This is a genomic window from Limoniibacter endophyticus, assembly GCF_014652835.1.
GTDB classification, from domain to species: Bacteria; Pseudomonadota; Alphaproteobacteria; order Rhizobiales; family Rhizobiaceae; genus Limoniibacter; species Limoniibacter endophyticus.
Map to the genome: position 1 here is coordinate 106,959 of NZ_BMZO01000004.1, position 21,031 is coordinate 127,989.

Sequence of the window (21,031 nt, forward strand, 5' to 3'; positions counted from 1 at the left end):
TGCACAGGACAACCAGAGCAGTTACGCAAGACAAGAAATGCAAAACTGCTCTGGACCCAGCGGAAAGAGCATAGCAATCCGGCCACATTCAGCCTATATACGTGTTTTGCTAGAGCATAGTGACTACAACCGAGATCAACGAGGTTGAGTTCATGCAGCCCCATAGCCAGGAACTATGATGATGATGGATGACACTGCCGTTGAGTACTCGGCGGAAGCAGACGATCATTTCCATGACGAATGCGGCGTCTTCGGCATTTTCGGTCGCCAGGACGCCTCTGCCCTCGTCACCCTCGGTCTGCACGCGTTGCAGCATCGCGGACAGGAGGCGGCAGGCATCGTCTCCTTTGACGGCAGCCAATTTCATGTAGAGCGCCACGTTGGCCTGATCGGCGATACCTTCACCAAGCAGTCGGTTCTCGACCGCATTCCGGGCGACCGGGCGATTGGCCACACGCGCTATGCCACAACTGGCGGAGCGGGTTTGCGTAATATTCAGCCCTTTTTTGCCGAGCTTTCAGGCGGCGGTTTTGCAGTCGCGCACAATGGCAACCTGACCAACGCCATGACCGTGCAACGCATTCTTCAGCGTCAAGGGTCGATCTTTTCCTCGACCTCCGACACTGAAACCATTCTGCATCTGGTAGCGACCAGCCGCGCAACCAATACGAATGCACGTTTTATCGACGCCGTTCGCCAGATAGAAGGCGCCTTCTCGCTCGTCGCGCTGACTTCGAAGAAGATGATCGGCTGTCGCGACCCGTTGGGTATTCGCCCGCTGGTGCTGGGAGAGCTCGAAGGATCGCATATCCTCGCCTCCGAAACCTGTGCGCTCGATATTATGGGCGCGACCTTCGTGCGCGATATCAAGCCCGGCGAGATGATCGTCATTACAGATGACGGCATAGAGAGCCACTTCCCGTTTGCGCCGGTCAAGCCACGCTTCTGCGTGTTCGAATATGTATATTTCGCGCGTCCCGACTCATCCATAGAAGGTCGTAGCGTCTACAATGTACGCAAGCGCATCGGCGCCGAACTGGCTCTCGAGAGTCCAGTCCAGGCGGATGTCGTGGTACCGGTACCGGATTCGGGCACGCCCGCAGCCATCGGCTTTGCACAACAGTCCGGAATCCCCTTCGAACTCGGTATTATCCGCAACCATTATGTCGGCCGCACCTTCATTCAGCCTGGTGATTCCATCCGCCACATGGGCGTGAGGCTGAAGCATAATGCCAATCGCGAAATGATCGAAGGCAAACGCGTCGTGCTCGTCGACGATTCCATCGTGCGCGGCACCACCAGCCAGAAGATCGTCAAGATGGTGCGTGATGCGGGTGCTGCCGAAGTGCATATGCGCATTGCATCTCCGCCCACCCGCGCCTCGTGCTTCTACGGCGTCGACACGCCGGAGAAGGCAAAGCTTCTTGCCTCGCGCATGAGTATCGAAGATATGGCCGAATATATCCAGGTCGATTCGCTGGGCTTCCTGTCTATCGACGGTCTTTACCGCGCTGTGGGCGAAGAAGGCCGCAACAACGAAGCGCCGCAGTTCTGCGATGCCTGCTTCACCAATGAATATCCGACTCGCCTGCTGGATCAGGAAGGCTCGGATAATGTGCGCAAGCTATCTTTGCTTGCCTCTAATGGCTGACGTGTCCCGCCGGCTCCCCCGTCCAGGGGAGCCGGAAGGCAGCTCTGACCTTCATAGTTCTTGACGCATTTTCCATCCGGCTCTACCCCTGTCTCTACGAGTTGGAGGAGACGTTGTATGGAAAAGCCGGATCTCAGCGGACGCATTGCGCTCATCACAGGAGCATCACGCGGGATCGGTTATTTTCTGGCCAAGGAGTTGGCCGTCGCCGGGGCGCACGTGATTGCCGTCGCGCGCACCGTGGGCGGTCTGGAAGAGCTGGACGACGAAATTCAGCGCGCAGGCGGCAGCAGCACGTTGGTTCCCCTCGATATAAAGGACATGACGGCAATCGATCGCCTCGGCGCTTCGATCCACGAACGCTGGGGCAAGCTCGATATTCTCGTTGCCAATGCGGGTGTTCTGGGCACGATCAGTCCGCTGGGCCACGTCGAGGCAAAAGTCTTTCAGGAAGTCATGGACGTCAACGTGATCTCCGTCTGGCGGCTGATCCGCTCCGTCGATCCGTTGCTGCGCCTTTCGGATGCCGGCCGCGCGATCCTGCTTTCCTCGGGTGCCGCGCATTCCGCCAAAGCGTTCTGGGGACCTTATGCGGCCTCGAAGGCGGCAGTGGAAGCGCTCACCCGCTCCTGGGCTCACGAGACGGAGAATACGCAGCTGCGCGTCAATTGCGTCAACCCCGGCGCAACGCGCACCGCGATGCGTGCGAAGGCCGTTCCGGGAGAGGACCCGCTGACCTTGCCGACGCCTGCGGAAGTCGCTGCGAGGATCCTGCCGCTCGCCAGTCCTGCCCTGAAGGAAACCGGCCTGATCTTCGACGTGCCTAAGAACGGCTTCTACCGTTACCAGATGCCGGAGGCGGTCAGAGACTAGAGCGGCCAGACGATCATCAGAGTCGGTACAGAGACAAGGACAACGAGGATGGATAGCGGCAGGCCGAGGCGCGGATAGTCGGAGAACCTATAGCCTCCTGGCCCCATGACCAGCGTGTTGCACTGATGGCCGATGGGGGTCAGGAAATCGCACCCCGCGCCGATGGCTACTGCCATCAGAAATGCCTCGGGGCGAAATCCGAGACCGGTCGCGAAGCTTGCAGCGATAGGCGCCATAATGAGTACGGTCGCTGCATTATTCAGGAAGGGCGTGACGGCCATGGCAACGAGCAGAATTAGTGCGAGCGCGCCATAGGCCGGCAAGATTTGCGACGTAGATACCAGAGCGTCGGCGATCAGGTCAGTCGCACCCGTCTCCCGCAGGCTTTCGCTGACGGGAATAAGGGCGGCCAGCATGACAAGGATCGGCCCGTCAATGGAAGCGTAGACTTCGCGTAGCGGGATCGCCTTGAAAAGCACCATGGCGGCAGCGGCGGCAAAGAATGAGACAGCAACCGGGACCAGGCCGGCTGCGACAGCCCCCATCGCCACGGCGAGAATTCCGACCGGAATAAGCCCACGCCGCACGGAACCGAGCATGATCGGACGCTCTGCAAGCGGAAGACAGCCGAACTCACGCAAGGTATCGGGAAGTTTGCTTCTGTCTCCCTGGATAAGCACGACGTCACCGGTGCGCAAGGTGATCTGGCCGACGCGCTGTTTCAGGCGCACACCATGACGCGAGACTGCCAGCAGGTTGACCTGGAACGTGTCCGAGAGCGCCAAAGCACGCGCAGAGAGGCCATCAAGCAGTGAATTTGCCATGATGACGGCTTCTATCGTTCCAATTTCCGACGCATTCCCCGATTCGAGCGACCGACCATTGGATAGCTCCAGCCTGCCATGTGCGACGACCTTGTCGAGCGCCTCCGCCTTGCCTTCCATCAGGAGAATATCACCATCGCGCAGTACGGCATCGGGTAGCGGGGCGCGGTGCGCATTCGCACGCAGAATGGAGGACAAAACCGCCTCTCCTTCTGCAACACTCATCAGCTCGGCCACCGTCTTGCCAAGCAGAGGCGAGGCTTCCGTCACATGTGCTTCCGAGAGATAATTCTTGATATCGATAGCTTCTTCGATCCCGCCCCCTTCACGTTGCCGCTCCGGCAGCAACCAATAGAAAAAGGTCAGAAAGAGAATTCCCACGAGAGCAAGCACTGCACCGACCGGAGTAAAATCGAACATGGTGAAGGGTTCGCCACCCAGTTGAGCACGCACTTCCGAAACGATGACGTTTGGCGAAGTGCCTATCTGCGTCATCAGGCCACCGAGTAAAGAACCGAATGCCATCGGCATCAGGAACACCGACGGGGAAACCTGCGAACGTCGGGCGAACTGAAAGGCGATGGGGATCATGATCGACAAGGCCCCAATGTTCTTGACGAAGGCCGAGAGAACCGTGACGATCGAGACGAGCACGAATACCTGTCCGTGCACGGCCTTGAGATTGGGCACCGCCCTCTGCACGGCCGCTTCCATAAGGCCCGAACGGGCGACAGCGGCCGAAACAAGCAACGCGCTGCCGACAATTATCACGATGTCATTGGAGAATCCTGAAAACGCTTGGTCCAGCGGGACAATGCCGAGAGCCAATCCTCCGAGAAGTGCTGCAACCGCGACAAGATCATAGCGATATCTGCCCCATATGAAGGCAATCATCATGATGCTGACGAGAGAAAAGGCGAGAATCTGCGGCTGCGTCATAAAACAATCCGAAGGTTGCGCGGAATGCGCGAGGCAGAGTGTACGGATGGCCGCGAGAAAGACTTCTCCTGTTCCCCCACCCTCGGATAAAATGCATCAAGCCGGACCTCGTTGCACCCGATTTGCGTATCGAACTCCAAATTGGCCGCGGCTATCCCCATATTGCGGGAGGGCATCCGTCAAAAGCAGTTTGGAATTCTACCAAGATGCAATAGTTTCGTGATCAGAATGCCGCCTTCATGGCGCGAAATCATCGACGGCGCAGGAGACAGACAGCTCAATGACAATCATTGTGGGACTTGTTCTCGCTCTGCTGGCGATCTGGTTGGCTGCAGCGTTCATGGTGATGGCCCAGCATGGGATTCCGTTCCGGCAGGCGTTTCTCTACGCGCCGATCAAGGTCATCTGGCGCGTCAATGATACGGCGATGAAAAAGGCTGTCAAAGCCGATGCGCCAGTCATTTATATCATCACACACCGCTCACGCATCGATCCGGCCATCATGCTCTCTCTGCTGCCAGAAGATACGCTGCATATGCTCGATCCCTATACCGCAGAAGCGGATTGGCTTTCGCCGTATCGCGGCCTGGCGCGCACCATCGCGTTCAATTCGGATCATGTCTTCGTCAGCCGCCGCCTGACTCGCCACTTGCGCGGCAAGGGGCGCCTTGCAGTCTACATTCCAGATATGGTCGAACCGGATCAGATAGAGTTTCGCCTCTACCGCGCCATCGCCCGCATTGCCACCAAGTCGGATGCGGCGATCGTGCCGATCTTTATCCGCGGGGCGCAGATGATGCCGTTCTCCCGGAGACCAAAAGGTGAAGCGCCGCGCCGGCTCTTTCCCGATCTTTCGATCAACGCACTGGAACCGAAGACCATCGCGCAACTGCGCGAAGCGACAGGCCCGGCCTTCATCACTGCTGCCAATGCATTGTTCGACCGGTGCGCGGAAGTGCGCATCAAGGCTTACGCGCAACCGAAAACCATCTTTCAGGCCGTGCGCAACGCAGCCCTTCGTTACGGCCCTTCGCGTCATGCGATTGAGGACACCGTGACAGGCGAGATGAGCTATCGTGCACTCCTGATCGCGGCAAATGTGCTGGCGCGCCGATTTATCAGCATAGATCAACCGGGCGAGACGGTCGGCCTGCTCATGCCGAGTGCCAATGCAAGTCTGGCAGCCTTTCTAGGACTGCAATCGGCTGGCAGGGTCACTGCATTCCTGAATTATTCGACGGGTCCTGGCGCGCTGATATCGTCGCTCAAGACTGCGCAGATACGCACAATGGTTTCATCGCGCGCCTTCATTGAGAAGGGCCAGTTGCAACCGCTCGTCGAAGCTGTCGAAGCAACAGGAACGCGCATCGTCTGGCTGGAAGATCTGCGCAAAGAAATTTCGGGTCTCGACAAGGTCGTCGGTGCGCTGACGTGGAGGAATGCGCTCTGGACGCAGGTACCTGAAAAGCCGGCGGTCGTCGTCTTCAGTTCGGGCTCCGAAGGCACACCCAAGGGCATCGTTCTTTCCCATAACAATATCCTGTCCAACGTCTGGCAGGCCGAGGCGCGCCTGCGGTTCAGCCTCAATGACAAGCTGCTGACGGTATTGCCGCTGTTCCATAGCTTCGGGTTGACGGTGGGCGCACTCCTGCCGCTGGTGGCTGGCGTACGTAGCTTTCTCTACCCCTCACCGCTGCATTATAAGCAAATCCCCGAGGCCGCTCGGAAATCACGGCCGACCATCCTGCTTGGCACGGACACGTTTTTTGCGGGCTATGCCCGCACTGCCGAGCCAGACGATTTTTCCTCGCTTCGCATGGCGGTAGCCGGAGCAGAGCCGGTTCGCGCGGAAACACGGCGTTTGTGGAGAGAAAAATTCGGGCTGGCGCTGCAGGAAGGCTATGGCATGACGGAAGCCTCGCCTGTCGTAGCGGTCAATACGGTTACCCATTCGCGCGAGGGAAGCGTCGGACGCCTCTTTCCCGGGATGACGCCAAGACTGGAGACGGTCGACGGGATGACGGAAGGCGGGCGTCTGCACCTGCGCGGTCCCAATCTGATGATGGGCGTCATGACCGAGGATGCGCCAGGACAGATCAAGACTCTTCCCCCCGGAGATTTCCACGATACGGGTGATATCGTCGCGATCGACCGCGAGGGCTACATCTTCATCAAGGGACGGGCGAAACGGTTCGCCAAGATCGGCGGCGAGATGATTTCGCTGGCCAGTGTAGAAAATCTCGCCAATGACTTGTGGCCGGACTTCGATCAGGTAGCCACAACGATCATGGACCCGAAACGGGGCGAACGCATTGTGCTTCTCTCCACCAAACCAGATGCCACGGTCGATGCCATTCGCCTCCATGCCGAGGAAAAAGGCTCCAGCCGCCTCGTCCTGCCTGATCGCGTCTTCATTGTTTCGGAAGTTCCCCGCCTATCGACCGGTAAGATCAACTACGTCACCGTCGAGGATATGGTAGATCAACTGATGAAGAAAAGCGCATGACGCTACGGCTGGTTAGCGCCAGTTCTTCAACCATTCGCGAGTAGAAGACCGCAGCCTTCCTTGCAAGGCCCGGCGGTTTTTAGACCACGCCCTGCACCTTCCCTAAGCCGTAACGACATCATCGCAATCATGCGCTGCGCCCTACCTGGTCACATAGGCAAAGGCGCTTCGGGCGTTTCGCTCTGCTCTTCCTGCGCAGCACGGCGCGAATAAGCCATGATGCTCCAGGGAATAAATACGAGATACAGCAGCGCCGACACCGTCAATGTCTCCCACGTGTAGGTGGCGAGAAGCAGAACATAGACAGTTGCGCCAAGCAGAACTGGAAGAACCTTGTCGCCCGGAACCCGGGTCGTGCCCTTACCCGAAAAAATCGGCAGGCGCGAGACAAGCAGATAAGCGACAAAAACGGTGAAGATCGCCGCAAAGACTGCGAAAGGCTGGCCAAGGGGCACGCCGATAAAGCCGAGATAGATGGGCAGAAGCACCAGAAGCGCGCCTGCGGGAGCCGGGACACCGACGAAATACTCCGTTTTCCAACCGGTGTGACCCATGTCCTCGCTCAGCACATTAAAGCGTGCAAGGCGCAGGCCACAGGCGATGGCATAGACGACGGCGGCAATCCACCCAAAGGAGCCGATGCGATCGAGAAGATGCGCGTAAAGAACCAATGCCGGGGCAACGCCGAAATTGATGATATCGGCGAGCGAGTCCATCTGCGCACCGAATTTGGTTTGCGCTTTCAGCCTGCGCGCAATACGGCCATCCACACCGTCCAGAAACGCCGCGATCAGCACCATGGTGACCGCAAGCTCGACCCGTTGTTCGAAGGCCAGGCGGATGCCGGTAAGGCCAGCGCAGATAGCCAGAACCGTAATCAGGTTGGGAACGAGCGTCCGCAAGGGAATCTCGCGAAAACGAGGCCCCCCATCACCATGCACGCCAATCTTCTTCATGCTTTCACTTTCAAGCCACGCGAACGACAGGAGCGCCGCGATCGCTGTTGAACTCAGCAAGAACCGTCTCGCCGCCAACCGACGTCTGACCAACCGCGACACGCGCAGTAGCCGTCTTCGGCAGATAAAGATCAACACGTGAGCCGAAACGGATCAACCCCACCCGCTCACCAGCGTTGACCGTTCGGGTCGGCTGGGTGAAGCAGAGAATGCGGCGAGCAACCAGACCGGCGATCTGAACCATCGCGATTTCGCCATGTGCGGTCTCCAGGACGATGCCGTTGCGCTCGTTTTCACGGCTGGCCTTGTCGAGGTCGGCATTAAGAAACTCACCTGGACGGTATTCGATCCGGGCAACGCGGCCGGTGACTGGTGACCGGTTAACATGCACGGAAAAGACATTCATGAACACGGAAATGCGCAGCATTTCCTCCGTGCCAAGCTCCAGTTCTGCCGGGGGGATGACAAAATCAACCGCGGAAATATCGCCATCGGCAGGTGCAATGACCAAGCGCTCGTCGATTGGCGTCACTCGCTCGGGGTCACGGAAGAAGTAGATGCACCACAGTGTGAGAACGACCCCGATCCAGAACAGCGGCTCCCAAAGCGCGCCCAGCAACAGCGTGGCTCCGGCAAAGAGCGCAATGAAGATGTAGCCTTCCTTGTGGATCGGCACCATCGTCTTGCGGACTGAATCAATCAGGCTCATATCTTTTGGCTCCGGCTAGCGCGGTTTTTCGCATCCTGGCATTATGCGATACAAAGCCTAATGCTTTCTCATCGCGGTGGGCTGTCTTAACCGATTGTTAAGACTGCTGCAACGCGCGGGCATCACCTTCCTGTGAGAGACCCTTCCTCAATGTTTCCAAATCAGACACGAGATGGTGATCGTCTCTCCAGGAAGCGGGTGGAGATCAGACCGTGTAGGGGCGTTTACGTTCGACGATGCCGAGTTCGTCACTCTCGCGTACCGCGCGCAAGCGTTCTTCCGCCTCTGAAGCCTCGCGTTGACGGTCCCACATGGAGGCGTAGAGTCCCCCCTGCGCGATCAGGACCGCATGCGTGCCGCGTTCGGCGATCAGGCCATCCTGCAATACTATGATCTCATCCGCATTGACTACTGTCGAAAGCCTGTGGGCGATAACCAGCGTCGTGCGGCCTTGGGAGACCTTGTCCAGCGCCGATTGAATCTCGCGCTCCGTATGCGAGTCGAGCGCGGAAGTCGCCTCGTCCAGAACGAGAACAGGTGGTGCCTTGAGGATTGTGCGTGCAATGGCAACGCGCTGCTTTTCGCCGCCTGAAAGTTTGAGACCACGCTCGCCGACCATCGTATCGAAGCCATCGGGCAGCCGTGCTATGAAGCCCGAAATCTGGGCCAGATCGGCCGCTGTCTCCAGCTCTTCCTCGCTCGCATCGACACGACCGTAACGGATATTGTAGGCGATCGTATCATTGAAAAGCACAGTATCCTGCGGCACCATGCCGATGGCGTGGCGAAGGCTTTTTTGTGTTACATCGCGCACATCCTGTCCGTCTATCAGCACCTGCCCCCCTTGCGGATCGTAGAAACGATAAAGCAAGCGCGAAATTGTCGACTTGCCAGCACCGGAGGGTCCGACGATGGCGATGGTCTTGCCGGCCGGGACTTTGAAGCTCACCCCCTTCAGGATGGGACGCGCGGGATCATAGGCAAAGTGCACATCGCGAAATTCTACCGCGCCTGCGTCCACCCGCAACGCATTCGCATCCGCAGCGTCCACGACCTCCGGTTTGACGCCGAGCAGGCGGAACATGGCTTCGATATCCGTCAGTCCCTGACGAATTTCGCGATAGATGAAGCCGATGAAATTGAGCGGCACGGAGAGCTGGATCAGCATGGCGTTGATGAAGACAAAATCGCCCACGGTCTGCTCGCCGCGCGACACTGCGGAAGCCGACATCGCCATCATCACGAGCATACCGAGGCCGAAGATGACGCCCTGGCCGAAGTTCAGCCAGCCGAGCGACGTCCAAGTCTTGGTCGCGGCCTGCTCGTAACGAGCCATGGAACGATCGAAGCGCTCGGCTTCCATCGCCTCATTCCCAAAATATTTGACCGTTTCGAAGTTGAGCAGCGAATCGATCGCTTTTGTGTTTGCCTCCGTATCGGAGTCGTTCATTTCGCGACGTATCGCGATGCGCCAGTCACTCGCCCAGACGGTGAACCAGGTATAGGCGACGACTGTCAGCGCCACGACCAGCACATAGGCCCAGCCATAGGCGACAGCGAAGATGATCGCTGTGAGCGCAAACTCGAAAATGGTCGGGATGGAATTGAGGATCGTAAACCGGACGATAGCCTCGATGCCCTTGGTGCCGCGCTCGATGATGCGCGAGAGACCGCCCGTGCGGCGTTCAAGGTGAAAACGCAGCGACAGTTCATGCATATGAACGAAAGTCTTGTAGGCGAGCTGGCGAACCGCATGCTGCCCGACAGATGCAAACAGGGCATCACGCAGCTGGTTGAAGCCATTCTGCACAATGCGCACCACATTGTAGCCGATGACGAGCATGACGGGCGCGATCAGAAGCGCCGGAATCCAGTCCGGACGCACAAAGTCGCCGGACAGCGCATCCGTCGCCCATTTGAAGAAATACGGCACGGCCATCAACACAAGCTTGGCAATGACAAGGAAAACCGTCGCCCATACAACGCGCATCTTCAGATCGTGCCGGTCACGAGGCCACATATAAGGCCAGAGGTCGCGCAGCGTCTTGAAGGTCGACGGGTTTTGCATGATCTGATGCTCATCCGCGACAGCCTGGCTTGCGGACCCTTATGCTTGGTAGGAAAAGAAAAACGGCTTCAGCAACAATCGCTGAGAAGCCGCGAAATCGATCTGGAAAGCTCCGCCACAGCCGGGCGGTCCACTTCGTAGCGTGACCTCTGCTTGTCGGTCACGAAGCGGACCAGCCCTGCCTCAACCAAAACCTTGAGATGCTGGGAGACAGTGGATTGCGCGAGATCGAGCTGGCCGACCACCTCCTTGCAGCAGCAATGTTCGACACTCGACAGATAGCGCAGGATCTGGATACGGCGCGGATGCGAAAGGGCTGCCAGACGCAGAGCGACGGTTTCGTCGTTCCTGACATCCATGCACAGCGTTTCGTCGATTGCCACAGCCCCAACCATGTCTCGTTTCTCCGTACCGGCGAAAGCGCAAACGCGTCTCGTCTTTCGTTTATGGGCAGCCCCAATTCATCGCCTATCGGCGATAAGCGATATTTTACTTATATGCAATCGAACGGGTGCAGTTTCAACGGCTTTGCGCGCGCTCACGCAGGATTTCCAGGTTCGCCGCCTCTCCCTCCTGAGATCGCTCCGGTACGGAAAACACCTGACCTGGCAAAATGAGATTCGGATTTCGAATGGCTTCCTGATTGGCGAGATAAATGGTCGTATAGCGGGTGCCTCGGCCATAGACCCGGCGCGATATGTGCCAGAGCGTGTCACCGCGACGAATGATGACGCTGCCATCCACGGCTTGCAGCGCATTGGCTTCACCAGCTTGCCCCTGGCCCTGCCCCGCGGGCGCCGTTGCCGCGATATTCTCGCCTGCAACGCGACGGAAAGGAACGGTAGCGCGGCCGATGACATCGCGCCCGTTCGGCTCGAGCAATTCGGCGCGAATGATATAGTCGCCTACCGGAAGATCGCGGCGGCTCTCGACAAGGTAGCGGCCTTCGGCATCCACACTGGTCTGCCCAAGCAGAATGTCATTGGCATGCACCCGCACGCGTTTGTCGACCAGCCCCTGCCCTGCGATGAAGATGTGATCGCCTTCGATCTCGACGGCCTGCACGGTGATGGGTGCCGGTTTCCCGGATTGCGCCTGGGCAGGGCTCGTCTCCCGGGTTGGCTCAGTTTCAGCCCGCGTTTCCTGCTCTTGTACAGTTTCAGCTGGCTTTTCCGGTAGTGTGATAAGACGGCTCGGCGCGCCGGGTTGCTCAACCAGAGCCAAAACGTCGCCCTGCGAATTTTCGGGCACGGCAACCACGGCGGTCTGTCCAGACATCATCACCGATCCATCCTCACCCGTTGCCCGCAGCACAAGCTGATAATCACCGGGCTTAAGCGGATCATCGAGCACGACCGCGAAACTACCCGTCGCATCCGCTTTGACCTGTGCCAGTTCGCGCGAGCCGCTCAGCAGCGACACAGCGGCATTCGGGCCAGCCATGCCTGCAATGACCAGAGAACCGTTCGGCTCGACCCGCACCACATCAAAAGCAGGAGAAGCCGCCTCGCGCTGCTGATCGCCTTGCTCCGCAACGGGCGCATCCGTTCCCGCGGATGATTGAGCGGGCTCAGCGCTCGCGGGAGCCGTCTCCGTTGCAACTGGGTTTGTCTGCTGCGAGGAGCCGGGAGCGGGCTGCACCCCGGAATTGCCGTTCGTTGCAGGAAGCGGTGTCGATTGCGGCACGGATGCCTGCTCGCGCCGAGCATCATCGCCGGCGCGTCCCAGCCATTCGTCAAATACGCCGACGGAACATGAGACCGCGCCAAGGCCGATCAGCACACCCAAACCGACGAGAATGCCCGCAAGTGACTTCCTGTTCATCTCATTCGCCCCAAAAGATCGCGTTCTGCCGCGAGTCTCTTACTTATTGTATCATTTTGTCGCACTCATTCCGAGTGCAACCGAAATCGCCGCCTTTTCCCTTGCATTTATAGCAGTCTTGGTCGAGCTTTTTTGCTAAATCACCGGTAGTTCACACATGGACCATCCAGATTGAGAAAGGACATCGACAGCATGTCTGCGATCCGTTCCGTTTGCGTCTATTGCGGTTCATCTCCCGGTGCAAAGGCGAGCTATCTCGAGCAGGCCACCAAACTGGGTACGCGCCTTGGGCAGAAACGTTTCGATCTCGTATATGGAGGCGGAACGAAAGGGCTGATGGGAGCCGTGTCCTCAGCGGCAGCCGCCTACGGCTCGAAAGTAACTGGCATCATACCTAAATTTCTCATGAGCAAGGAAGCAGTGGAGGCAGACCTACACGCGGTAGAGGACCTGATTATCGTCGAGACGATGCATCAGCGCAAACATCTGCTGTTTGAAAAATCGGACGCGTTCATTGCCCTGCCCGGAGGCATCGGCACGCTGGAAGAAGTCGTGGAGATCATGACGTGGGCGCAGCTTGGCCGTCACACCAAGCCGATTATCTTCTGCGGCATTGACGGGTTCTGGGAGCCTATGCGGTTTCTGTTCGAACACATGAAGGCGGAAGCTTTCATCCACAGCCAGACCCTGCTCAAGCCAACTTTCGCGAACACCGTTGAGGAGGCAATCTCGATCCTCACGGCCCGCCCCGCCACCAGCGACGGCAACCCCGCCGTAATCGAGCGGCTATGAAGCCCGCTGCAGCTTACAGGGTCTTTCCAGTCGTGCGACGCTGCAGAAGAGCCGAACTGGAATAGATGATCAGTGCGGCCCAGATGAAGCAGAAAGCGAGCAGCTTGACAGAGTTGAAAGGCTCGTTGAACAGGAACACCGCCGTCAGGAAAACCATCGTCGGGACGATATATTGCATCACTGCGATGGTGGAGAGCCGCAGAAGCTTTGCACCATTGGCATAAAGGATGAGCGGAATGGCTGTAATGACGCCGCATGCTGCAAGAAGCCACGCATCGGACCAGCTCGTCGTCAGGAAGTGGCCCTGACCGTTGGCCTGCAGATAGAGAATATAGAGGAGCGCCGGAGCAGAAAGGAGCAGAACCTCGAGGAAAAAGCCCTGGTTCGGGCCTACGGGCAGGGTTTTACGGCAGAAGGCATAAAGACCCCAGCTGACACAAAGCCCCAGTGATACCCATGGAAGCCCGCCCGCATCCACCGTGAGGATGACGACAGCAATCGCCGCAAGCCCTATGGCAATTTTTTGCGCGGTGGTCATGGGCTCACGCAAGACGATGGCGCCCAGCAAGAACGAGAAAAGCGGATTGATATAGTAACCGAGCGCAGCCTCAACCGTGCGGCCAACGGCGATTGCCCAGACGTAAATCCCCCAATTGAGAGTGATCAGCACGGCTGTAACGACAGCCATGCCGAGAATCGATGGCGAACGCAATGCAGCCTTCAGATCTTCCGTGCGTCCACGCAGCAGGAGCACGAGTCCCGCAATCGGTAGTGACCAGACGATCCGATGCGCCACAACTTCGGTGGAAGGGATATGCGCCACCAGCTTCATAAAGAGCGGCAGGAAACCCCAGGACAGATAAGCCGCCAGCGCATAGCCAAAGCCTGCGGGCGTATCGCCTGCCGTCGCGGCGGGCGTTGCGTTCTGTTCGGAGAGCTGAGCCATATTTGTCACCCGCGCCGCCCGAAATGGGCACGCCTTAGATTTTCTTTCTACAACGCAATCGCACTCACTTCCATTTCGAAGCGGTGAAACAGTTTGTCAGAATTGTTCAATGCAGGCAGGCCGCCATTTCGGCCATCCGTTTCCTGCGCCGCCGTCAGACCGTCTTTCCTGCATATCGATCCGTCGCTCGGATCAACTGGTCGAGGATGCCGGGTTCGGAGTACGCATGACCGGCCCCCTCGATCAGATGAAGCTCGGAGCCCGGCCAGTTCTTGTGCAGAAGCCAGGCATATTTCGCCGGGCACGGCATGTCATAGCGACCATGGATAATAACGCCCGGAATGCCTGCGAGTTTATGGGCGTCGCGCAGCAACTGCCCCTCCTCCAGCCAGCCGCCGTGTATGAAGAAATGGTTTTCGATGCGCGCGAATGCCAGCGCATATTCATCTTCGCCGAAAGGATCGCTAGTGGCAGGTTCAGGCAGGAGCGTGATCGTCTGGCCTTCCCATAGGCTCCAGGCTTTCGCCGCCTCGTAGCGCAGCGCCTGATCAGGGCCGGTGAGACGCTTACGATAGGCCTGCATCATTGCCCCGCGCTCTTCTTCCGGGATCGGCTCGATGAACTTCTCCCATTTGTCGGGGAACATCTCGGAGACGCCAAACTGGTAATACCAGTCGAGTTCGGCCTTGGTCAGCGTATAAATGCCGCGCAGCACCAGTTCGGAAACGCGGTCCGTGTGCTTCTGCGCATAAGCCAGCGCAAGCGTGGAGCCCCAGGAACCACCGAAAACCAGCCATTTTTCCACGCCCATCATTTCGCGCAGCCGCTCTATGTCGGCAACGAGGTCCCAGGTCGTGTTCTTCTCCAGGCTTGCATAGGGGGTCGAGCGACCGCAGCCACGCTGGTCGAACAGGATAACGTCGTAAAGCTTGGGATCGAACAGGCGACGCTGCCCCGGCATCAGACCTCCTCCCGGTCCGCCATGCAGGAAGACCGCGGGTTTTGCCCCTTTCGTGCCAATGCGCTCCCAGTAGATCACGTGTCCGTCGCCGACATCGAGCATGCCCGTCTCGAACGGCTCGATTTCCGGATAAGAACTGCGAAGCGCTTCGATCATGATTACGGTTCCTGTCGATTTGGGTTGGTCACGGAGACTCATGCTCCGGCCATTTTCCTATCCTGTCCGGGATGCTGCAGGGAGATGACATTTGCAAGCCGGATTACTTGGTCCAACTTGGCAAAGGCGGTTGTGTCAGATTTCCCGGCTGCGACTACCCTCAACGTCGCTGCGATCAGCTCGACCACCTGTCCGTGTCGTGATCGGGGTGCTGGAAGGACGAGAGGTTTACCAGCCAGGCAGTGTCCTCAATGTCCGACGATGTGCTTCTTCCTGGCAGGGCGTGCAACTCGTCAAAGAAGGAGAGCTTGCGTTCCGTTCCGTATTGAATAACGGGCGGAAGCGCTTCCGGATCATCGAAGGTGCCCGCAGCGATTGCCACACCATCCGGCGCTTCGTAGGTGAGCGGCGTTCCGCAATCACGGCAAAAACCGCGTTTGACCACATTAGAGGACTGAAAATGTGCAGGTGTGCCGCGTGTCCATTCAAGGCTCCCTTCTCCAACCGAAATCAGCGGTGCGAAGTAGCTGCCAAATGCTTTCTGGCACATACGGCAATGACAGATGGAAGCCTTGCCTGGCTGCCCCTTCAGGGTGAAGCGCACGGCGCCGCATTGGCATCCACCGGTCAGAAGTTTCGACATGATAGCCTCCCGCTGCAATCCCGGAAGGCTATCGTGATTTTACAAGGATGCCTAGCGCTTCACTTCCCAGGTCGTGATACGCTCACCAGTTGCGGCGTCTTTTGAATCCTTTAGCTGGATTCCCTCAGCCAAAAGTTCATCGCGAATACGGTCTGCCTCAGCAAAGTTCTTCGCCTTCAGCAGTTCGAGGCGTTGTACAATCTTGGTGGACACATGCTCCAAAACGTCGTCGGAAACAGAAACCGCAACGGGCCCCACCCCGAGCAGCGACGCGGTGGCAGCGTAGGCCTGCATCGCGCTAGGATCAGTCGCGGCCTTCTGTGCCAGCGCATGAAGCGCCTGTACCGCCGCGACAGTGTTGATATCGTCGGCAAGCGAGGCAATGATCGTCTGATCGACCTTGGAGACGTCTACCCGTTCTTCGATCGGTGGCCATTTGGCGAGGAGACGCTCGGCCTCTTCCAGCCGTTTCACCGAAAAGTCGATCGGCTCGCGATAATGCGTCATCAGCATGGCGAGTCGCAGGACTTCGCCCGGCCATTTGCGATCGCCGAACTTCTCCGTGTCCAGCAATTCGTTGATGGTGACGAAATTGCCTTCCGACTTCGACATCTTTCGGCCTTCGACCTGCACGAATCCGTTATGAAGCCAGACATTCGCCATCCAGGTCGTGCCGTGGGCGCAGCAGGATTGAGCAATTTCGTTTTCGTGATGGGGAAAGATCAGATCAAGGCCGCCGCCGTGGATATCGAAGGTTTCGCCGAGATAAGCCGCCGACATGGCCGAGCATTCTATATGCCAGCCGGGACGCCCGCGTCCCCAAGGGCTTTCCCAGCCGGGTTCCTCCGGCGAGGACTGCTTCCACAAAACGAAGTCCGCTGCATTCTTCTTGTGACTTTCAACGGCCACGCGCGCGCCCGCCTGCTGCTCATCGAGATTGCGTTTGGAAAGCTGGCCGTATGCCGGCATCGATTGCGTATCGAACAGAACTTCGCCTTGTTCTTCATAGGCATGGCCGTTTTCGATAAGCTTTTGAATCAAGCTCGTCATGTCAGCCTTGCCATCCGGCCTTGGCTGTACGAACTCCGTCGCGCGCGGCTCGAAAGTTGGCTCCAGGCAACCGAGCTTCTTCACATCTGCATGAAACTGCGCTGCCGTCTTTTCCGTCACCAGCCGGATTGCTTCGTTCAGAGGCAGATCAGGATGGTCGCGCAGGGCACGTGCATTAATCTTGTCATCGACATCGGTAACGTTGCGCACATAGGTGACCTGTTCTTTGCCATATATGTGGCGCAGCAACCGATACAGTACATCGAAGACGATGACCGGACGCGCATTGCCGATATGCGCAAAATCATAAACGGTCGGGCCGCAGACATACATGCGCACATTCTTGGGATCAATCGGCGCAAACAGCTCTTTCTGGCGAGTCAGCGTGTTGGTGAATTTCAGCTGGGGCTTGTCGTTCATGGGAGCGGCTTCCGGAATAAAAGTCCTGTCAGGATTTCACGGGCCGGCGTGTCTGCTTTTCATATTCAGAAAAGCCCATGCAACAACGTCCGAACCGGCGAGATGCGGTTCTTCAACAGCGACAGCAATTGGCAAGGGACGTGTTCATGACGCGTTTATCGCGTTGCAGCCCCTGCCCCGTCAAGTACGAAGTTTCGCGCGCGGACCGATCAACCTTTCATTAAGCATATATACAAAACTCGATGTGAATGACGCGAAACTGATCCGATTGCACCATGTTTTGGGCGGAATGCGCCCTGATTATCATGGACGCCAACATTTCAATGGGAGAACAGTCATGACCGCACAGCCAAAACCTGCTCGACAAAAACCGTCGCTCGTCGATCAATATCGCAAGATCGGCCCGGCCGCCGTAGCCGCGGCTCTTTCCTGCAAGGCCAAACCGCAAACCGCCCTTAAGTAAAGAGCGGCTTTGCCAGCATGAAGGCGAGCAGGAACATGACCGCGCCGATGATCGCATCGAGAACGCGCCAGCTGGCCGGTCTGGCGAAGATGGGTTGTAGCAGTCGCGCGCCATAGCCAAGCGTGAAAAACCAGACGAAGGACGCAATCATCGCGCCCGCCCCGAAAGCGTAGCGCAGATCGTCCTCAAAACCGGCCGACAGCGACCCCACCAGAATCACCGTATCGAGATAGACATGCGGATTGAGGAAGGTGAAGGCAAGGCAAGTGGCGACTGCCGCCCGTAGGGACATGCCTCCTTCATTGGCAGCCCGCAACACATGTGGATTGAGTGCACGGCGAAAAGCCATCACGCCATAGCTCAAAAGGAACAGGACGCCACCGACGGTGACCGCGGTCAAGAGGCCGTCGAAGCGCGAGATCAGCGTCCCCAGTCCTGCCACGCCTGCGGCAATCAGCACCGCATCCGACAACGCACAGATCAGGCAAAGGATGAAAACATGCTGACGCAGCAGGCCTTGGCGCAGAATGAAGGCATTCTGCGCGCCAATGGCGATGATCAGCGAGGCACCAAGAAAAAAACCGGAAAGTCCGGCGGAAAAAAATGTGACGTTCATCGTCAGCTATCTGCCGTGAGCCACGGCGCTTTGCAAGCAGTCTCAGAAGAGATCGAGCTGATTTATATCGGCCAGTTTCTTTTTTGAAGCTGCCTTTTCCGGCAATGACTTATGCTCGGCGCGTTCCTGTAATTCCGGCCCTGTATTCGCAACCTTGTTCACTGCGTCCGATACCGGGATCGTCTCAAAGAAATCCGGTTGCGCAGGCTTCAGCAGATCCGTGACATTGCGAGGCTCCTGCGTACGGCAATCGAGCCAGCGTTCAAAATCCCGTGGATCAATCACCACCGGCATACGGTGATGGATATGCGCGAATTCCAAATTAGCGGCCGTTGTGACGATCGCGCCAGTGTCGATCTCCGACCCGCCAGGCTCGGCATAAGTTTCCACCAGGCTGGCGAAAGCAACGATCCCCCCGTTGCGTGGCCGCACCCAGTAAGGCCGCGATACCTTGCCCTCCCGCTTCCACTCGTAAAAGCCGGAGGCCGGCAGAAGGGCGCGACGATGGCGCATGGCCGCCTTGAAGGAAGCCTTCTCGCTAATCGTTTCGGCGCGAGCGTTGATCATCAACGGCATTTGGGAGACGTCCCTGGTCCAGGACGGAATGAAGCCCCAGCGGACCAGAAACGCCTGCCTGTCCGGGAGGTTCGATCCCGGGTGGCGTGCCGGGCCGGCGGTAATCATGAGCACCGGTTGCGTGGGGGCAATATTGTAGCGTGGAGGAAACGGTTCCAGATCGACCAGTTGAAAGAACTCGGCCAGATCTTCCGTCGCTGCCGTCAGAGCAAAGCGTCCACACATCCAAAAAGCTCAATTTCCGTTCGCATCGTCATCATCAAATCGGCTAGATCGTCGTCTTAGTAAGTTGCAGTTCGAATCAGAGCCATTTTCATCATGCTCATCATCCCCGCCGTCTCAGCCGCTCTTATCAGGAACGACACGATCCTCCTGGTCAAGCGCGGCCGTGCGCCGTCCAAAGGTTTACTTGCGTTTCCGGGCGGACGCGTCGAGGCAGGTGAAACCGATCTTGAGGCGGTTGTCCGTGAGATCGCGGAGGAAACAGGGCTCGTCGCACGCGACCTCGAACCTCATGTCACGCTCATTGTCGCCGGGGAGAGACCCGGCGATGCGCCCCAACAATATCGGCTCGTTGTGTTCCGTGGTTTCTGCGACGAAGGCGAAGCGGTTGCCGCAGACGATGCTGACGACGCGGGATGGTATACGCTCGCAGAAATGCAGCACCTGGAACTGACCGGCTCGACTCTGGAGATCGCCACCTCGCTGTTGGAAAAGGTGAGCCGCGCATGAAGCGATTTTGCTTGCGAGCCCTGCTTTGCGCCGGACTGCTTGCGCCGCTGCCCGTCCACGCGCAAGTACCTTACGAGAAGGAACTGCTGCGACTTGCTGAAATTCTCGGCTCGCTCCACTATTTGCGCAACCTTTGCGGCGAGGAAGGTGGCATCTGGCGCAATGAGATGCAGAAGCTGATCGAGATCGAAAAACCTGATGAAGCGCATCGCTCGCGCATGATCGCAAATTTCAATCGGGGCTACCGCTCCTACGGGGAACTCTATCGGCAATGCACGCCGATGGCGGTGCAGGTCATCGAGCGTTACACAGAAGAAGGCGGAAAAATTGCCGAGACCATGTCCGGGCGCTATGGCCCCTGATCCTCATGTCTCATTTTTGCAACAACTTACGCGCTCGCGACAGCGTGAAGCCGGTTGATGCCGCATTTGTCGAATTTGGCGCTATGATCGGATCATATCGAAAGAATGCTTTCTGGAAGTTCCGACATGAAACGCCTATCGCTCTCGCTTTTGTCTGCTACGGCTCTTACCGTCATGCTCACGGCTGGCTCCGCCCATGCGCTGAGTGAAATGAAGCCGGGACAGCAGCCTGTCAAACAGGATGAGCGGATCGAAAAGCAGGATTTGCCGCCGCCGGCAGCTGCCCAACCGAAACAGGATGACGAACAAGCCGCTCCCGAGCCAAACGACGATGAAGAGGCCATCGAAGATCAGGCGACCGAGGGAGGCGGCGGCGTGCCTGGCACCGAAACTGTTCAGCTGATCGGCGAGGTCAGCAAAGACATCGAATCCCTGCCAACGCCCGTCAAGAACATGCGCCGCCTGATCCTTGAGGCGGCCGAGAGCGCCAATTTCGAGGCGCTGAGGCCGTTGATCGGAACCGGCGAGAATGCCACGCAGATACCCCGCGGCACGGAGGAAGAAGAGCGTGATCCGATCGATATGCTCAAGCAATTGGTTGGTGACGAAGGCGGGTTCGAGATGTTGGCTATAATCCAGAACCTCCTTAATACCGGTTACGTGCATGTAGAACCGGGAACTCCGCAGGAGCTTTACGTCTGGCCCTACTTCGTCAGTCTTCCGGTCGAAAATCTCGATTCCAAACAGAAAGTCGAGCTGTTCCGTATCGTGACAGGGGGCGACTATGAGGAAATGAAGCAGGCGGGCGCCTACAATTTCTTCTCCATCGGCATTTCGCCGCAAGGCAAGTGGGTTTTCTTGAATCTGGGCGACTGAACGCTACTTGGACACGGTTAACCCGCGCTGCTCCTTTTTCGCACTTCGATATAATCCCATAATGATGCCAGGAACAAATATGAACGCG

At 57.9% G+C, this 21,031-nt stretch carries 20 protein-coding genes; 8 read left to right on the plus strand and 12 right to left on the minus strand.

What is annotated here, in order from left to right; translation table 11 throughout:
• Positions 1–175: 175 nt before the first annotated feature.
• Entirely contained in the window at positions 176–1,651 is a 1,476-nt protein-coding gene (purF, locus tag IE151_RS07015; RefSeq protein ID WP_382344686.1) for an amidophosphoribosyltransferase, read from the plus strand.
• A gap of 117 nt (positions 1,652–1,768) precedes the next feature.
• A complete protein-coding gene (locus IE151_RS07020) occupies positions 1,769–2,524 on the plus strand; it encodes an SDR family NAD(P)-dependent oxidoreductase (RefSeq protein WP_189489262.1) in 756 nt (251 codons plus the stop codon).
• Here the strand turns inward: IE151_RS07020 and IE151_RS07025 are convergent.
• The gene (locus IE151_RS07025) at positions 2,521–4,287 is read right to left on the minus strand and encodes an SLC13 family permease (protein WP_189489264.1); all 1,767 of its coding nucleotides are present in this window, start codon (positions 4,285–4,287) and stop codon (positions 2,521–2,523) included. The genes IE151_RS07020 and IE151_RS07025 overlap by 4 nt on opposite strands.
• A 280-nt stretch (positions 4,288–4,567) precedes the next feature.
• On the opposite strand from IE151_RS07025, the gene IE151_RS07030 reads away from it, so the two are divergent.
• On the plus strand, positions 4,568–6,793 hold the full coding sequence (locus IE151_RS07030) for an AMP-binding protein (RefSeq protein ID WP_189489266.1): 2,226 nt from the start codon (positions 4,568–4,570) through the stop codon (positions 6,791–6,793).
• A 149-nt stretch (positions 6,794–6,942) separates the two neighbouring features.
• On the opposite strand, the gene IE151_RS07035 is transcribed toward IE151_RS07030, so the two are convergent.
• The 5 genes from IE151_RS07035 to IE151_RS07055 form a co-directional block, all read right to left on the minus strand.
• Positions 6,943–7,749 carry a CDP-alcohol phosphatidyltransferase family protein gene (locus IE151_RS07035; RefSeq protein ID WP_189489268.1) on the minus strand — a complete coding sequence of 269 codons (807 nt, stop codon included), beginning with the start codon at positions 7,747–7,749 and terminating at the stop codon, positions 6,943–6,945.
• A gap of 10 nt (positions 7,750–7,759) precedes the next feature.
• Positions 7,760–8,458 (minus strand): phosphatidylserine decarboxylase, encoded by a 699-nt coding sequence (locus IE151_RS07040; protein WP_189489270.1) that lies wholly within the window; start codon positions 8,456–8,458, stop codon positions 7,760–7,762.
• A gap of 205 nt (positions 8,459–8,663) precedes the next feature.
• Positions 8,664–10,526: an ABCB family ABC transporter ATP-binding protein/permease gene (locus tag IE151_RS07045; RefSeq protein WP_189489271.1), complete on the minus strand. Its 1,863-nt coding sequence runs from the start codon at positions 10,524–10,526 to the stop codon at positions 8,664–8,666.
• Positions 10,527–10,594: 68 nt separating this feature from the next.
• Positions 10,595–10,921 carry an ArsR/SmtB family transcription factor gene (locus IE151_RS07050; protein ID WP_189489272.1) on the minus strand — a complete coding sequence of 109 codons (327 nt, stop codon included), beginning with the start codon at positions 10,919–10,921 and terminating at the stop codon, positions 10,595–10,597.
• A 124-nt stretch (positions 10,922–11,045) separates the two neighbouring features.
• On the minus strand, positions 11,046–12,350 hold the full coding sequence (locus IE151_RS07055) for a LysM peptidoglycan-binding domain-containing protein (RefSeq protein ID WP_189489273.1): 1,305 nt from the start codon (positions 12,348–12,350) through the stop codon (positions 11,046–11,048).
• Positions 12,351–12,542: 192 nt separating this feature from the next.
• Between IE151_RS07055 and IE151_RS07060 the strand changes: the two genes are divergently transcribed.
• A complete protein-coding gene (locus IE151_RS07060; protein WP_189489274.1) occupies positions 12,543–13,142 on the plus strand; it encodes an LOG family protein in 600 nt (199 codons plus the stop codon).
• A 13-nt stretch (positions 13,143–13,155) separates the two neighbouring features.
• On the opposite strand, the gene rarD is transcribed toward IE151_RS07060, so the two are convergent.
• The 4 genes from rarD to cysS form a co-directional block, all read right to left on the minus strand.
• A complete protein-coding gene (gene rarD, locus IE151_RS07065) occupies positions 13,156–14,088 on the minus strand; it encodes an EamA family transporter RarD (RefSeq protein ID WP_189489275.1) in 933 nt (310 codons plus the stop codon).
• A 154-nt stretch (positions 14,089–14,242) separates the two neighbouring features.
• Positions 14,243–15,205, minus strand: a complete 963-nt coding sequence (pip, locus tag IE151_RS07070) for a prolyl aminopeptidase (RefSeq protein ID WP_189489276.1) — start codon at positions 15,203–15,205, stop codon at positions 14,243–14,245.
• A gap of 175 nt (positions 15,206–15,380) precedes the next feature.
• Positions 15,381–15,848, minus strand: a complete 468-nt coding sequence (locus tag IE151_RS07075) for a GFA family protein (RefSeq protein WP_189489278.1) — start codon at positions 15,846–15,848, stop codon at positions 15,381–15,383.
• 51 nt (positions 15,849–15,899) lie between these two features.
• A complete protein-coding gene (gene cysS, locus IE151_RS07080; RefSeq protein ID WP_189489281.1) occupies positions 15,900–17,318 on the minus strand; it encodes a cysteine--tRNA ligase in 1,419 nt (472 codons plus the stop codon).
• A 337-nt stretch (positions 17,319–17,655) separates the two neighbouring features.
• Here cysS and IE151_RS17820 point away from each other — a divergent pair, with 337 nt between their 5' ends.
• Positions 17,656–17,781 carry a hypothetical protein gene (locus IE151_RS17820; RefSeq protein WP_280517240.1) on the plus strand — a complete coding sequence of 42 codons (126 nt, stop codon included), beginning with the start codon at positions 17,656–17,658 and terminating at the stop codon, positions 17,779–17,781.
• Here the strand turns inward: IE151_RS17820 and IE151_RS07085 are convergent.
• Together IE151_RS07085 and IE151_RS07090 are read right to left on the minus strand one after the other, a co-directional pair.
• On the minus strand, positions 17,774–18,397 hold the full coding sequence (locus IE151_RS07085; protein ID WP_189489283.1) for a LysE/ArgO family amino acid transporter: 624 nt from the start codon (positions 18,395–18,397) through the stop codon (positions 17,774–17,776). The genes IE151_RS17820 and IE151_RS07085 overlap by 8 nt on opposite strands.
• 42 nt (positions 18,398–18,439) lie before the next feature.
• Entirely contained in the window at positions 18,440–19,198 is a 759-nt protein-coding gene (locus tag IE151_RS07090) for an SOS response-associated peptidase (protein ID WP_189489285.1), read from the minus strand.
• Between the two features lie 93 nt (positions 19,199–19,291).
• On the opposite strand from IE151_RS07090, the gene IE151_RS07095 reads away from it, so the two are divergent.
• From IE151_RS07095 to IE151_RS07105, 3 genes are all read left to right on the plus strand, one after another.
• On the plus strand, positions 19,292–19,705 hold the full coding sequence (locus IE151_RS07095) for an NUDIX hydrolase (protein WP_189489287.1): 414 nt from the start codon (positions 19,292–19,294) through the stop codon (positions 19,703–19,705).
• The gene (locus tag IE151_RS07100; protein WP_189489289.1) at positions 19,702–20,067 is read left to right on the plus strand and encodes a TIGR02301 family protein; all 366 of its coding nucleotides are present in this window, start codon (positions 19,702–19,704) and stop codon (positions 20,065–20,067) included. The genes IE151_RS07095 and IE151_RS07100 overlap by 4 nt, the downstream gene beginning before the upstream one ends.
• A gap of 126 nt (positions 20,068–20,193) precedes the next feature.
• Complete coding sequence (locus IE151_RS07105) at positions 20,194–20,943, plus strand: hypothetical protein (protein ID WP_189489291.1); 750 nt, start codon at positions 20,194–20,196, stop codon at positions 20,941–20,943.
• Positions 20,944–21,031 lie beyond the last annotated feature (88 nt).

Coding starts and splice junctions, on each gene's coding strand:
- purF (WP_382344686.1), top strand. CDS start 176: ATGATGATGATGGATGACACTGCCGTTGAGTACTCGGCGGAAGCAGAC.
- IE151_RS07020 (WP_189489262.1), top strand. CDS start 1,769: ATGGAAAAGCCGGATCTCAGCGGACGCATTGCGCTCATCACAGGAGCA.
- IE151_RS07025 (WP_189489264.1), bottom strand. CDS start 4,287: ATGACGCAGCCGCAGATTCTCGCCTTTTCTCTCGTCAGCATCATGATG.
- IE151_RS07030 (WP_189489266.1), top strand. CDS start 4,568: ATGACAATCATTGTGGGACTTGTTCTCGCTCTGCTGGCGATCTGGTTG.
- IE151_RS07035 (WP_189489268.1), bottom strand. CDS start 7,749: ATGAAGAAGATTGGCGTGCATGGTGATGGGGGGCCTCGTTTTCGCGAG.
- IE151_RS07040 (WP_189489270.1), bottom strand. CDS start 8,458: ATGAGCCTGATTGATTCAGTCCGCAAGACGATGGTGCCGATCCACAAG.
- IE151_RS07045 (WP_189489271.1), bottom strand. CDS start 10,526: ATGCAAAACCCGTCGACCTTCAAGACGCTGCGCGACCTCTGGCCTTAT.
- IE151_RS07050 (WP_189489272.1), bottom strand. CDS start 10,921: ATGGTTGGGGCTGTGGCAATCGACGAAACGCTGTGCATGGATGTCAGG.
- IE151_RS07055 (WP_189489273.1), bottom strand. CDS start 12,350: ATGAACAGGAAGTCACTTGCGGGCATTCTCGTCGGTTTGGGTGTGCTG.
- IE151_RS07060 (WP_189489274.1), top strand. CDS start 12,543: ATGTCTGCGATCCGTTCCGTTTGCGTCTATTGCGGTTCATCTCCCGGT.
- rarD (WP_189489275.1), bottom strand. CDS start 14,088: ATGGCTCAGCTCTCCGAACAGAACGCAACGCCCGCCGCGACGGCAGGC.
- pip (WP_189489276.1), bottom strand. CDS start 15,205: ATGATCGAAGCGCTTCGCAGTTCTTATCCGGAAATCGAGCCGTTCGAG.
- IE151_RS07075 (WP_189489278.1), bottom strand. CDS start 15,848: ATGTCGAAACTTCTGACCGGTGGATGCCAATGCGGCGCCGTGCGCTTC.
- cysS (WP_189489281.1), bottom strand. CDS start 17,318: ATGAACGACAAGCCCCAGCTGAAATTCACCAACACGCTGACTCGCCAG.
- IE151_RS17820 (WP_280517240.1), top strand. CDS start 17,656: ATGACCGCACAGCCAAAACCTGCTCGACAAAAACCGTCGCTCGTCGAT.
- IE151_RS07085 (WP_189489283.1), bottom strand. CDS start 18,397: ATGAACGTCACATTTTTTTCCGCCGGACTTTCCGGTTTTTTTCTTGGT.
- IE151_RS07090 (WP_189489285.1), bottom strand. CDS start 19,198: ATGTGTGGACGCTTTGCTCTGACGGCAGCGACGGAAGATCTGGCCGAG.
- IE151_RS07095 (WP_189489287.1), top strand. CDS start 19,292: ATGCTCATCATCCCCGCCGTCTCAGCCGCTCTTATCAGGAACGACACG.
- IE151_RS07100 (WP_189489289.1), top strand. CDS start 19,702: ATGAAGCGATTTTGCTTGCGAGCCCTGCTTTGCGCCGGACTGCTTGCG.
- IE151_RS07105 (WP_189489291.1), top strand. CDS start 20,194: ATGAAACGCCTATCGCTCTCGCTTTTGTCTGCTACGGCTCTTACCGTC.